12 protein-coding genes and 1 pseudogene are annotated in these 13,928 nt (G+C 34.8%); 7 read left to right on the top strand and 6 right to left on the bottom strand.

All coding sequences use genetic code 11. From position 1 onward, the window contains the following. Positions 1-213: 213 nt before the first annotated feature. On the bottom strand, positions 214-711 hold the full coding sequence (locus LQV47_RS10020) for a DinB family protein (protein WP_230036438.1): 498 nt from the start codon (positions 709-711) through the stop codon (positions 214-216). A 19-nt stretch (positions 712-730) separates the two neighbouring features. After that, on the bottom strand, positions 731-1,870 hold the full coding sequence (locus tag LQV47_RS10015; protein WP_047492802.1) for an acyl-CoA dehydrogenase family protein: 1,140 nt from the start codon (positions 1,868-1,870) through the stop codon (positions 731-733). A 190-nt stretch (positions 1,871-2,060) separates the two neighbouring features. Here LQV47_RS10015 and LQV47_RS10010 point away from each other — a divergent pair, with 190 nt between their 5' ends. The 7 genes and pseudogenes from LQV47_RS10010 (at position 2,061) to LQV47_RS09980 (ending at position 9,240) form a co-directional block, all read left to right on the top strand. Beyond that, positions 2,061-3,941: an endonuclease gene (locus tag LQV47_RS10010; protein ID WP_230036436.1), complete on the top strand. Its 1,881-nt coding sequence runs from the start codon at positions 2,061-2,063 to the stop codon at positions 3,939-3,941. 185 nt (positions 3,942-4,126) lie between these two features. Next, positions 4,127-4,732 (top strand): SatD family protein, encoded by a 606-nt coding sequence (locus tag LQV47_RS10005; protein ID WP_230036434.1) that lies wholly within the window; start codon positions 4,127-4,129, stop codon positions 4,730-4,732. A 1-nt stretch (position 4,733) separates the two neighbouring features. Continuing rightward, positions 4,734-5,429: a DUF3307 domain-containing protein gene (locus LQV47_RS10000; RefSeq protein ID WP_230036432.1), complete on the top strand. Its 696-nt coding sequence runs from the start codon at positions 4,734-4,736 to the stop codon at positions 5,427-5,429. A 36-nt stretch (positions 5,430-5,465) separates the two neighbouring features. Next, positions 5,466-6,188, top strand: a complete 723-nt coding sequence (gene purC / locus LQV47_RS09995) for a phosphoribosylaminoimidazolesuccinocarboxamide synthase (protein ID WP_230036430.1) — start codon at positions 5,466-5,468, stop codon at positions 6,186-6,188. Between the two features lie 32 nt (positions 6,189-6,220). Next, positions 6,221-6,579: pseudogene (locus LQV47_RS09990) on the top strand (four helix bundle protein). 69 nt (positions 6,580-6,648) lie between these two features. Continuing rightward, complete coding sequence (gene purF, locus LQV47_RS09985; protein WP_230036428.1) at positions 6,649-8,148, top strand: amidophosphoribosyltransferase; 1,500 nt, start codon at positions 6,649-6,651, stop codon at positions 8,146-8,148. A 144-nt stretch (positions 8,149-8,292) separates the two neighbouring features. Further along, positions 8,293-9,240, top strand: coding sequence for a glycerophosphodiester phosphodiesterase family protein (locus tag LQV47_RS09980; RefSeq protein WP_230036426.1), 948 nt, complete (start codon positions 8,293-8,295; stop codon positions 9,238-9,240). 109 nt (positions 9,241-9,349) lie between these two features. On the opposite strand, the gene LQV47_RS09975 is transcribed toward LQV47_RS09980, so the two are convergent. The 4 genes from LQV47_RS09975 to aroB all read right to left on the bottom strand — a co-directional run bounded on the left by LQV47_RS09975 (position 9,350) and on the right by aroB (position 13,924). Further along, positions 9,350-10,063: a porin family protein gene (locus LQV47_RS09975; RefSeq protein ID WP_230036424.1), complete on the bottom strand. Its 714-nt coding sequence runs from the start codon at positions 10,061-10,063 to the stop codon at positions 9,350-9,352. Between the two features lie 1,037 nt (positions 10,064-11,100). Further along, positions 11,101-11,691, bottom strand: a complete 591-nt coding sequence (locus tag LQV47_RS09970) for a porin family protein (protein WP_230036422.1) — start codon at positions 11,689-11,691, stop codon at positions 11,101-11,103. A gap of 258 nt (positions 11,692-11,949) precedes the next feature. Further along, positions 11,950-12,597 (bottom strand): porin family protein, encoded by a 648-nt coding sequence (locus tag LQV47_RS09965; RefSeq protein ID WP_230036420.1) that lies wholly within the window; start codon positions 12,595-12,597, stop codon positions 11,950-11,952. Positions 12,598-12,877: 280 nt separating this feature from the next. Further along, positions 12,878-13,924: a 3-dehydroquinate synthase gene (aroB, locus tag LQV47_RS09960; RefSeq protein WP_230036418.1), complete on the bottom strand. Its 1,047-nt coding sequence runs from the start codon at positions 13,922-13,924 to the stop codon at positions 12,878-12,880. Between the last annotated feature and the right edge of the window lie 4 nt (positions 13,925-13,928).

The raw sequence follows: 13,928 nt of genomic DNA, 5'->3' as shown, positions 1-13,928 counted from the left end.
TAAATATTAATTTTAATTGTGGAATATCAAAGCTAATAAAAATTATATTACGAAAAATAAAAATATTTAAGAAAAATTTAGAATATCTGTTCAAAATATTATGCAATACATTAAATATGATTTAAAATTATTCGCCAATAGTGTATGAATAAAGAAAAATGACATGTACGATCGTACATGTCATTTTATTTATAAAGGTAAATTAAGTTTTACTTACATTTTATCATCAGCAGTAGGTCCGTACAGTCCGGGAACCTTATTACCGGTTGATCTTAAATAAACAACCAGTTCACCTCTGTGATGGTACAAATGATTATACAAAAAGCCTCTCACTACCTGGATTTTCGGTGAAGGAGGAAAGAGAACATTGCCGTTCATTTCCATTTTCCATTCGTTGAAATAGGTATTTTCATCAGAACCTTCCAATACTTTTTGCGCGTTAGCAACATTTTCTTCAAATTTAGCGAGAATATTTTCAGCTTTGGAAATATCCCCTTTATCATACTTATACTTGCCCATATCAAACGTATCCTGATTGAAAGTAGGGTGGTACCAGTTATAGACTTCCGCAATATGAGAGGCCAACTGACCGGTTGTCCAGTTTTTTTCAGACGGTTTCCAGTCTAAAGCGCTGTCAGGAATTGCTTTTAAAATTTTTCTAGTGTTTTCAGCTTCATGTAGAAACTCACCTAAAAGAGCCTGTTTAATCATTTGTATTGAGAGTTTAGGGTTATCTTGTAATATCTCTTCCGATAACCAGTCTCTGGATCTCAGAAGTACCTTCACCTATAGTACAAAGCTTTGAATCTCTGTAGAATTTTTCAACAGGGAAATCCTTGGTATATCCATATCCTCCAAAGATCTGCACAGCATTATTAGAAATTCTTACACAAGCTTCAGAAGCATAGAGTTTTGCCATAGCCCCTTCTTTAGTCATTTTTTGCTTGGCATTTTTAAGAGTAGATGCTCTCTGGATAAGAAGTTCAGCAGCATCAATTTCTGTAGCCATATCAGCAAGCATAAAGTTGACAGCCTGGAAATCTGAAATAGGTTTTCCGAACTGGTGTCTTTCTTTAGCATATTTTAAAGCCGCTTTATAAGCTCCTCTTGCCGTACCTAAACTCAGCGCGGCAATAGAAATTCTACCACCATCCAAAATTTTCATCGCCTGTTTGAAACCTTCACCCACTTCGCCTAAACGGTGAGAATCCGGTACACGTACGTTATCAAAAATGAGCTCTGCCGTTTCAGAGGCACGCATTCCTAATTTATTTTCTTTTTTTCCGGAACTAAAACCCGGCATGCCTTTTTCTAAAACAAAAGCTGTAGAATTGTTTTTAGCCCCTTTTTCACCTGTTCTTGTCATTACCACAGCAATATCTCCTGAAATAGCATGGGTAATAAAGTTTTTTGCTCCACTGATAATCCACTCATCGCCGTCTTTTACAGCAGTAGTAGACATACCTCCTGAGTCTGAACCTGTATTATGTTCTGTTAATCCCCAAGCTCCGATTACTTTTCCGGAAGCCAGTTGAGGAAGCCATTTGTGTCTTTGCTCTTCATTTCCAAATTCGTAAATATGGTTGGTACAAAGAGAGTTGTGCGCCGCTACAGAAAGACCAATCGATGGATCTACCTGGGAAATTTCGTCCAGAATAGTAACATACTCATGATAACCTAAACCGGAACCGCCATACTGCTCAGGAACTACAACCCCCATAAATCCCATTTCTCCAAGTTGGTGGAATAAGTCTTTAGGGAATGTCTGGCTTTCATCCCACTCCATAATATTCGGTCGGATATTCTTCTCTGCAAATTCTCTAGCTGTCTCCGCTATCATTTTGATGTTGTCAATAGTCTCTGTATTCATATAGATAATAGTTAGTTCCCAAAGATAAATAAATTGACGGAAAGCCAAAGAAATTATTTTAACCGTGCCGCTTTAGCTTCAACCTTTTAATTTTCAAATTTTTATGAATTGAAAATTAATGTTTTCGTAATAAAATATCCCCTCTTTTACGTATTTTATTTTACTATTTTAGCTTCCCAATTTTTATGGTATGAAAAAACTTCTACTTCCTATTATTTTAATTTCCTCTTATATTTCGGCACAGGCTCCCGCCGGATATTACAATGGAACCACCGGATTAACGGGCTATGCTCTGAAATCTAAGCTTCATGATATAATTTCTGAAAAGAATATCAATTGGCATTATGGTGATCTTCCAGGATATTATAATCAGACCGATCTTGATACATATTATGATCATGATGCTTCCAATACTCAGTATATGCTGGATATCTATTCGGAAATACCTTCGGGACCGGATGCCTATGAATATACATCTGGTCAGCTGATCGCATCGTCCAGTGCAGAAGGAATGGGGTATAATAGAGAACATATGATGCCTCAGAGTACATTTAACAGTAATTATCCAATGTATTCCGATTTGTTTTATGTAATTCCAACCGATGCGAAAATTAATCAGTTAAGAAGTAATTATCCTTATGGGATTTCTACCACAGTACCGGCTAATATACTTTATACATTCACGAATACTTCTAAAATCGGACGAAGTGCTATACCCAACCTACCTTATACAGGCTATGTATATGAACCTATTGACGAATTTAAAGGAGATGTGGCCAGATCTTTATTGTATTTTGCAGTAAGGTATGAAGGCAAGCTGGGAACTTTTAAATATAATACCAATGCTAATCCTGCTTCGGACGCTAATGCACTTGACGGTACGGAAGAGAGGGCATTCGAACCTGCTTATATGGCTATGCTTCTTCAATGGAATCAGCAGGATCCTGTATCGCCAAGAGAAATTGACAGGAATAATGCGGTATATGCTATTCAGAAAAACAGAAACCCGTTTATAGATAATCCTGGTTGGGCGAATGTAATCTGGAACCAAACGCCGGACACTGTAGTGCCTCAGGCTCCATCCAATTTAACAACTACACAAACGAGTGCCTATTTTGTAAATTTAAGCTGGTCACCTAGTCCTGATGCTGATGTACTCGGCTATAAAGTATATCAAAACGGTACTTTGGTGGCTGCCACAAAAGGAACATCGGTCATCATTGATCATCTTACACCTTCTACTGTTTATAACTATACGGTAAAAGCATATGATAGTGGTTATCTTATTTCTCCGGATACTAATGTTGTTTCTGTAACAACATTGGCTTCAGATTCTTATGCTAAAGATCTTTTTGTTTCAAAATATATTGAAGGATCAACGAATAGTAATAAAGCTCTTGAAATCACCAATAAAACCGGACATCCCGTGAATTTGAGTGATTACAGATTATCCATTCAGCTTCAGGGGAACAATAATAGCCTGTATTTTCCAGCTCCTTTTGAAATGGAAGGAACCGTTCAGGATAACGAAACATTTGTTGTTTTAAACCCTTCAGCTACTTTTTCCTGCTATACAAAAGAGCAGGCAAAACTTGTAACTGCTGCTCCCCAGCTGACTTTTTATGGATATAACTATATTGAGCTGAGATATAAGTTTTCCACAGTAGATGCATTGGGAGTTGTTGGACAGAATAACTCTTCAGTATTAAAAGATGTTTCTTTATATAGAAAAGCTTCCATCAATCAGCCAACAAATACATTTAATACCACTGAGTGGGATTCTTATCCGATTGATTACTGCCAGAATTTAGGTGGAACATTATCTGCCACAGAACTTATCACTGCAAATAAAGAATTTAAAATATATCCCAACCCGGTATATGATAATCTTTTTGTAAGCGGTGAAGCTGAGAAGGTGAAAACAGCTCAGATTATAGATCGTTCAGGAAAAGTGATTTATACTGAGCAACACCCCTTCAGAAATAAGAAGAATATTTCCGTACAGACTCTTCCAACGGGTTCTTATTTTCTGAGACTTGATGATCAGGTGCATCACTTTATTAAAAAATAAAGTGCAAGAAAATTTTTATGTAAAAGGTTTTTTTTCGTTTTTGTAATTTTTTAATAGGACTTAAAACGTTTAAAAGTCTTATGTTTACTATATAATTGATATAAGCAGATTCACTAATAATCAATATCTATAAGTGTTTCTGCTTATATTTTTTATTTATAAGTAATTATGCTTATATTTGCAGTATGATAGCGGTCATTACCGGAGATATTATAAATTCACAGCATGCGGATACCGAAGTTTGGATTACCAAGCTTAAGAATCTTCTCGACAATTGGGGAAGCGCTCCTCAAGTATGGGAAATCTACAGAGGTGATGAATTTCAATTCAAATGCAATATCGATGACGTTTTCTGGCATTTTCTAGCCATAAAATCTATTATTAAAAGTCAGGAAAATTTAGATGTAAGAATGGCCATAGGGATTGGTGAAGAGAGTTTCTCATCCGAGAAAATCACCGAATCTAATGGTTCAGCTTATGTGAATTCCGGAAGACTGCTTAATGATCTGAAGAGTGACGGCCACACCGTTGCTATTAAAACTTCCAATGATGCTGTAGACAGAGACCTGAATATTCTTTTAAAATGGTCATCAAAAGATTTTGATAACTGGACTATGGCTACCTCAGAGATCATCCACGAAATGATCATGAACCAGGATATTACCCAGGAAGATCTTGCCCGGAAGTTTGCTATTTCACAGTCTTCGGTAAGCCAGAGACTGAAACGAGCCAATTATGAGCTTATCGTAGAAACGAACCAGTATTTCAGAAAGAAAATCTCAGAACTATAGCATGATCTTTATAAAACTCATATTGGCACATCTACTCGGAGATTTTGTTCTTCAGCCAGATTCATGGGTTGCAGATAAGGAAAACTATAAACTGAAAAGTAAATTTTTATACTTCCATGTTCTGATTCACACGGTGTTAAGCTTTGTTTTTCTTTGGGATTTAAAACTTTGGTGGGTAGCCCTTCTGATTGGGGTTTCTCATTTCGTAATTGATGCTGCAAAACTTAGCTTTCAAACAATTAAAACAAAGAAAACCTGGTTTTTTATAGACCAGTTGCTGCATATTATAGTGATTGCAGGAGCTTCTTTTTATTTCCGGGAATTTGATTTCAGCTTTTTAGGAAACCAGGAGTTTTTAAAAATCATTATGGCGGCTCTGTTCTTAACAACCCCAGCTTCTATTTTTATCAAAATATTATTGTCATCATGGACTCCCGTTCCTGATGCACAGAATGCTATACAAACCGAATCTTTATCAAGTGCCGGAAAATATATCGGAATTTTAGAACGCCTGCTGGTTTTCACTTTTATTATGGTGAATCACTGGGAAGGTGTGGGCTTCATGGTTGCTGCCAAGTCTGTTTTCAGATTCAGTGACCTTGCACAGGCAAAACAGAGAAAACTGACAGAATATGTGCTTATAGGTACACTCCTAAGTTTTGGACTGGCTGTCTTAACAGGAATAATAATTAAATAAATCAATAAATCTAACTACAATTTAGAAAGTAAAATTATGAGTCAAAAGAAAGAAATGTTGTACGAGGGTAAAGCGAAACAAGTATTTGCTACTGATAATCCTGAAGAAGTAGTAGTACGTTTTAAAGACGATGCTACAGCATTTAACGCTCAAAAGAAAGGCCAGGTTGACCTGAAAGGGGAGATGAATAATGCTATCACAACCCTTATCTTTGAATATTTAAATGAAAAAGGGATTAAAACTCATTTCATCAAACAATTAGACGAAAGAGAGCAATTAGTAAGAAAAGTGTCTATTATTCCATTGGAAATGGTGGTAAGAAACTACTCTGCAGGAAGTATGGCACAGAGATTAGGAGTGGAAGAAGGAATCAAGTCTCCGGTAACAATTTTTGATATCTGCTACAAAAAAGACGAATTGGGAGATCCGCTTATCAATGATCACCACGCAGTTTTCTTAGGTGCAGCTACTTATGAGGAGCTTGACGAAATGTATGAACTGACTTCAGATATTAACGAAATCCTGATTGACCTGTTTGACAAAATAAATATCATCCTTGTTGATTTCAAAATCGAATTAGGTAAAACTTCAGACGGTGAAATTATCTTAGCTGACGAAATTTCTCCTGATACATGCAGACTTTGGGATAAAGACACGATGAAGAAACTGGATAAAGACAGATTCAGAAGAGATTTGGGCGAAGTTACTGAAGCTTATGTTGAGATCTATAACAGATTGAAAAATTTACTTAGTAAATAAGAGATGTTAGAAGTTAGATATTAGAAGTTAGTATGAAATCGCACAGAATAGAGGATCTAAAAGTTTGGAGTAAATCTATGGCTTTGGTAAAAGAAGTTTATTTAATTTCTACTGAATTACCCATAGAAGAAAAATTTGGACTACAATCTCAAATCAGAAGATGTGCTGTATCAATACCATCTAATATTGCTGAAGGAGCGGGAAGGAATAACAAAAATGAGTTTTATCAATTTCTTGGAATTGCATTTGGTTCTACTTATGAACTACAAACTCAGCTCCAGTTATTAATTGATTTGAACTTTATTTCTGAACAGAAATAGTTCCTTTAAAAGAACTTTTAGCAGAAATTCAAAAAATGATATATTCATTAAAGTCAAGTTTAAAATTATAATTTGAAGTTAACTTAGACTAGATTCTAACATCTAATATCTAACTTCTAAAATAATTAGAAAAAATAGAAATGAAAAGTTTAGACATTCATAAAAGTGAATATTTAAAACAGTTTAAAGACCAAACCTACGGTAGAAATCTTTTCAGAACACAGGAAGAGGAAAGACTGGATGCTCCAAATGAGGAGTGCGGCATCTTTGGAATGTATTCAGATACTGACCTGGATACGTTTTCTCTTTCACAGTTCGGGCTTTTTGCATTACAGCACAGAGGCCAGGAAGCTTGTGGTATTTCCGTCCTTAAAGATGGAAAAATTACCAATATGAAAGATGAAGGCTTGGTTTTGGACGTTTATAAAGACATTCAGGAACCTGAAGCTTTTATGGGAAATTCTGCAATCGGACATACCCGTTATACGACAGCAGGAGATAAAAAGAAATATAATTTTCAGCCATTTTTCGCAAAAAACGAATATGACCAGATTATACTTTCTATAGCACACAACGGGAACCTTACCAATGCCCGAGAATTGAAAAATGAACTGGAGGCTGAAGGGGTGGTTTTCAGAGCTACTTCAGATTCTGAGGTCATCCTGAGACTGATCCAGAAAAACCTTGATTTAGGACTTCGTGGAGCGATAAAAGCTACGATGGAAAAAATTAAAGGAGCTTATTCTGTGGTAGGGATGACCAGAAATAAATTCTTTGCCTTCAGGGATTTCAACGGTATCCGTCCTTTGGTTCTGGGAGCTATTGACGAGAGATCCTATGTGGTGGCTTCAGAATCTGTAGCATTAGATGCAGTGGGAGCTCAATATGTACGTGATATTCTTCCGGGAGAAATTATCTATACCAATGAAAACGAACCTGGAAAACTTCATTCTTATATGATGGATGAGGCTAAAGGAAAACAAAGGATATGTTCTTTCGAATATATTTATTTTGCAAGACCCGATTCTACGTTAGAAAATATCAATGTTTACGAAATCAGAGAGAAATCCGGTGAGAAAATCTGGGAACAGGCTCCTGTAGATGCTGATATTGTAATTGGAGTTCCGGATTCCGGAGTTCCGGCTGCTATTGGATTCTCAAAAGCTTCAGGAATACCTTTCCGTCCTGTATTGATTAAAAACAGATACATTGGAAGAAGTTTTATCGTTCCTACCCAGGAAATGAGAGAAAGAGTAGTTAATCTGAAGCTAAACCCGATTATTTCTGAAATTAAGGATAAAAGGGTTGTTATTATTGATGACTCTATCGTTCGTGGAACAACCTCTAAAAGGTTGGTTAAAATTTTGAAAGATGCAGGCGTGAAAGAGATTCATTTCAGAAGTGTTTCTCCACCTATTATTGCCCCATGTTATTTAGGAATTGATACCCCTTCAAAGGATGATTTAATTTCAGCTAATATGACTACGGAAGAACTTAAAAATTATTTAGGAGTAGATTCTTTAGAGTTTTTAAGCACCGAAAACCTGAAAGAAATTTTAGGATCTTCTAACCACTGTTTTGGATGTTTTACAGAAGAATATCCGGTAGGAAAAGGAGAGGAGATAGAATTATTCAATTAATTAGATTAATAATAAAAAATAAAAGGGTCAGGTATCATAATTACCTGGCCCTTTTTATTGATATAAATGTAGCAAAAGCTTAATATTCCTGTATCATATACTCTGTAAGCAAGTTTTAATTTTGTCAGATTAAAATTTGAAGATATGAAAAGCACCTTGTGTACGTTTTTTTTTCTTGTAATGGCCCAGCTGTCTTGCGCCCAGTCTTTTGATAAGCAGGCACACCGTGGAGGAAAATCGTTGTTTCCGGAAAATACAATTCCGGCTATGAAAAATGCTTTACAAATGAATGTTACCACGTTGGAAATGGATTTGGCTATCACAAAGGATAAAAAAGTAATTCTTTCCCATGATGCTTTTCTTTCCCCAGAATTGGTAACAAAGCCTGATGGAACTTATATACCCAAAGACTCCAGCTTTTATTATAAAATCTATGAGATGCCTTATGCAAAGATTCAGACATTTGATGTAGGCCTGAAAACACTGAGCAATTATCCTGACCAGAAGAAAATGGAGGCCCGGAAACCTCTTTTCTCAGAGGTTATAGAGACATGTGAAAGCTATGCCCGGGAATTGAAGAGACCTTTGCCTTTTTACAATATAGAAACTAAAACACGCCCTTTCTCAGATCATATCTTTCATCCGGAACCAAAAGAATTTGTAGCATTAATGATGAAAATTATTACAGAGAAAAAGATCGGGGACCGGGTTATTATTCAGTCTTTTGATCCCAGAACTCTGGAGATTATTCATAAAGAATATCCTAAAATAATGACTGCCTTACTGGTAGAAAAAGTAGATGACAAAAAGCTGGAACAACAAAGATATTATTTCAAAAATATACCTGTAGAAAAATTCAGACTCTATCCCGATCATTTGAGTGGTGTAGCAGGAGATATGAAGTTTTTAAGCTTTACCCCTACCATTTACAGCCCGGATCAGAGTCTTGTTACCGCTGAGTTGGTGAAAGAATGTCATGCACTCGGCATGAAGGTAATCCCATGGACTGTTAATACCAAAGAAAGACTGCAGGAACTAAAAAGTATGGGAATAGATGGAGTGATCAGTGATGATCCCCGGATATTTGAATAAATACTTATTTTACTTTTAATTTTTCAATAGAAATGGCCGGAAAAATTCCGGCCATTTTTACAATGCAGAAAACTGCATCTGGGAGTTAAAAAATTGGTTTATTTTTTAATTAAAATTTATAGTTCACACCTAACTGGAAAACCCTGTTGTTGTTTTCAGCTGCCGGTCTGCTTTTATCAATCTTAGTTAAGCTGTTTACGTATCTTGCGTTGATACCGATATTAGAAGTAATATCATATCCCAGACCAAGACCTAACCCAAAGTTGAATTTGTTGATATAATCTTTATTTACATCTTCAGAGTGAGTTTCTGTTTTAGTGGTAGTAACACCTCCTGTAGTACTTGAAACTGTAGACTCTCCTTTGTTTTTTCCATTGATGAAATAACTGAATTCCGGTCCTGCTTCAATATAAAACTTATCAGTGGGTCTCATTTGAACCATTAATGGAACTGAAATATAATTCATTGTTAATTTATCCTGTCCCTTTGTCTTAATAGTAGTTGATCCTATAGTATTTTCTGTTGAATAAGCTACATCTCTTGCACCCATTTGGTTGTACAATACCTCCGGTTGGAAGCTGAATTGCTTAGAGATTGGAATATTAGCAAATACACCTGCATGGAAACCGATTTTTTGGCTATTGGCACCAAAACTTTGTTGGCTATAGTATGCTGAGTTTCCACCTGCTTTAATACCAAACCTAATAGGTTGAACATCTGTTTTAAGTGGGGAGGTTGTGCTTGCAGTAGTTACAGGTTGTGTTTCTTGAGCAAAAGCCAATGTCCCGGCTGTTAACGCCAGTCCTAAAAATAACTTCTTCATAATTTTATTTTTTAATTTTACTATTTGCTTCATTATTTTGCAAAATGCTTGCCAAACTTATGGGACCCTGATTAACAAGCAGATGCATGATGTTTTTATACTTTAAAAATACCATTTATATCCTCTTTTATGTGAAATATTTTCATGTATATTCAATATTTGTGATAAATTTTAAGTTAAAATTCAGACATACGTAAAATGACCCTTTACTATGAATAATATGTATGATATGAAACAGGAAGCTGAATGTATGTCTATTTAATAAAGCCTTATTTGAATATACAAGTTTTTAGGTCGGGAGAGTCAGACTGTGACGTAACGGGATGTTCATGCAAATCTATGTGGATAGGGTTATAAACTTGGGTGCCAAGCAAATTAGATTAAATCTAAAACCTTTTGTTTGGATGATACTCAGGAATTAGGCTGCATTTATTCACGCAAAGGAAAAATAATTCGGATGCTCTATTTTAAGAAAGCAAAGAAAGGCGACTTTGTCGCTGAATAAGCGATATAAAAAGCTAGCTTCATCAAAATCGATTTCTAATCGATTCATTCTTGGCTCACTTAAAAATCAAGCGTAATAAAAATAGAACTTTGCGTCAAAGAAAGGTGTATTGAGGTAAATTTATATTATCCCAAACTTTTGCACCTGATCCATTTATGATGTTATACGTGGTAAGGAGAAGAATTATAAAAGTGAAAAGGTCAGACTTAAAATAAAGTCCGACCTTTTCTATTGAAATCAAAATGTATTACTAATGAGTGTATAGAAATGTATTTCCGAATATTCCTGACAATATTTGTTCAATATTGTTTTTTTAAAGTTGATACTTAAATAATATTGGGATTTTTAGTTATCAGGTTGAAAAACGTGTTTTCAAATGAAATAATTATAATTCAGAAATAGTATAATGGTACAAGTGTTAAGTCTATTTGCAAATTCCTTGCCAAAGAATACTGAAAATAAAAAGTCAGGTTAAATAAATAACCTGACTTCTTTATTGAATATAAAAATTTGTTAGCTATGCTGGTGCTTATTAGAATTTATAAGCTAATCCTACCTGGAATACTCCATTTTTAGAAGAATCAGCACCGCTAGGTCTGTCTTTTGCGATATCAGATAAACCTGCAACATATCTTACGTTAACTCCGATGTTAGGAGTGAAGTAATACCCTGCTCCAAGTCCAAGTCCAAAATCAAAAGATTTAGTGCTGTCTTTAACATCTAAAGAATTTGAGTTTGCTTTAATTTTTGAACTTACTAAGAAGCTAAATTGAGGACCTGCTTCTAAATATAGGTTAGGAAGTGCATTGTACTGGAACATTACCGGTACAGAAATATAATCTAAGTTAAGCTTAACATCGCTGTTATAATCATCTTTTGCACCCATACCGCTGTATAAAACTTCCGGTTGAACCGAGAAATCCTGAGCTACAGGAATATTGGCAAATACACCACCATAGAATCCAGCTTTAGCTTTCATACCATCTCCGGAAAGAGTAGATACATTAAGACCTGCTTTTAAACCAAATCTAACTGGTGAAGAAGCTGAAGTATTAGTAGATGTTTTTTGTGCGAAAGTGAAAGTACCTGCTACAAGGGCTAGGCCTAAAAGAATCTTTTTCATAAGTATTTATTTAATAGTTTTTAAGTTTTGTTTAACATTTTGTTTACTATCAAATAGTATGCCAAAGAATTTAAAATATTGTCAAATTATTAATAATCGTTGGTATAGAATGGATATCCTCACTACTTTTTTATTCTTTAAAAAAGGAAGAAATTATTTTTTTAACAAAATTTTAGAATTTTAAATAAAAAAAAGATCAGATTACTTATAACCTGATCTTTTTATTGATACAAAATTTGTTGAATGTGAAACTACTGCTTATCTAAATTTATAAGCTAACCCTACCTGGAATACATTATTTTTAACAGCATCACCAGAGTTATTTTTATAAATATCTGTAAGACCTGCTGTATACCTTGCTGTAAGTCCTAAGTTAGGTGTAAAATAATAACCTGCACCGATACCAATTCCAAAGTTAAATGTCTGGAAGTCATCTTTATCAAGCGTAGCTACCTGAGTGTTGGTATTATTATTTGTTGAATTTTTAAATTTATCCTTAGCACTTACTAAGAATCCGAATTCAGGACCTGCTTCAAGGAAAAATTCCGGAGTCGCATTATACTGGAACATTACAGGTACTGCAATGTATCCTAAATTTCTTGAATACTCATTTTTGAAAGTATTTCCTCCTGCTGAAATTTCTCTTGTTACTTTTGAGCCCAAATCATTATATATAACCTCCGGCTGTACACTGAATGAACTTGCTAACGGAATATTAGCAAAAACACCTGCATTAAAACCAATTTTGGATTTTGAATCACTTAAGTCTGCTCCATTAGAAAGCGATGATACGTTCATCCCACCTTTTACCCCGAATGTTACCGGATTTGTGCTGGTAGAAGGTTGCTGTTGTGCGAACGCTAATGTACTTGCAGTTACTGCTAATCCTAAAACTAACTTTTTCATAACTTTAATTTTTTAATATTTACTCTTTCTTAATTTTAAATTTTACTACTGTCAACGTTTTCAGTTGAACGCAGAGTATCTTCCAAATTGCTTGCCAAAAATAATTTTCACTTCCAAAATACACATGAAAACCACCTGTTTTATAGGTGGTTCTAAAATCTATATATTTGATTTATAGTTGGTTAAAAAATTAAATAAACATTTGTTTGAATAGTCCTTTTTTTATTGAAAAACTGACTCAAAATAAGAGCTTTTTTTGTAAAAATGGTTAAAGAATGGATTATGCATCGTTCAATTTTCTATAAAAATCTAATGATTTAAGGATGTTTTTCTGACTGCATTGATAGTCATAATTGCATGCTCCAATCTCGGAAAGCAGAGAAAAATTGATTTTACTGTCTGTATTCTTTTTGTCGTTCATTAGTAATGCAGTAATATCATTGTCTTTAAAATCACTGATATCTAAATAAGGATAGTATCTCTGGATATTTTCAATAATGGCCTGGGAGTCTTCTTTAGAAATAAGATTTTCAAGATAAGCTAAATAGGATTCACAAATCATTCCCATAGCTACTGCTTCTCCATGAAGGATGGGGTTTTTCTGCTGCAGACACAGGCTTTCAACAGCATGACCTATAGTATGGCCGAAATTAAGGGTTTTTCTGATGTTTTTTTCATGAAAATCTTTCTCTACCACGTCCTGTTTAATATCCATTGAAGTCTGGATATGTGGAATTACCGTTTCTACCTCAAGCTTATGAATCTGGATCAGTTGTTCCCAATGTGCTTTATCAGCAATCAACCCGTGTTTTAGCATTTCTGCAAATCCGCTTCTTAATTCTTTGAACGGTAATGTTTCTAAAAATTTTGGGAAGATAAAAATCTGTTCCGGAAAAGCAAAAGTGCCTACCATATTTTTATAATGCATCAGATCAATTCCTGTTTTTCCACCAATAGAAGCATCACACATCGATAAAAGGGTAGTAGGGATATTAATAAACTGTATTCCTCTTTTATAAGTAGAAGCCACAAATCCACCCATATCAGTGATTACACCACCACCAAGATTAATGACCAGTGCTTTTCTGTCCGCCTGCATTTCCGTGAGAATTTCCCAAAGCTGGTTAGCCGTCTGAATATTTTTCATCTCTTCACCAGCCTCAATTTCCAGAATTTCAAATCCCAGATCTGTTTCCATATTTCCTAAGAGGATGGGAAGACAGTATTCATGGGTATTTTCATCTACTAAAATAAAAATTTTACTAAAAGATTTTTCATGCAGAAATTCGTTTAACTGAGAGAAATTATCATTTAATATTGTTATCATCTTC

The organism is Chryseobacterium sp. Bi04, assembly GCF_918698085.1.
GTDB lineage: Bacteria > Bacteroidota > Bacteroidia > Flavobacteriales > Weeksellaceae > Chryseobacterium.
Note: the sequence above shows the minus strand (reverse complement) of the source record. Positions and strands in the feature narration are given on the sequence as shown.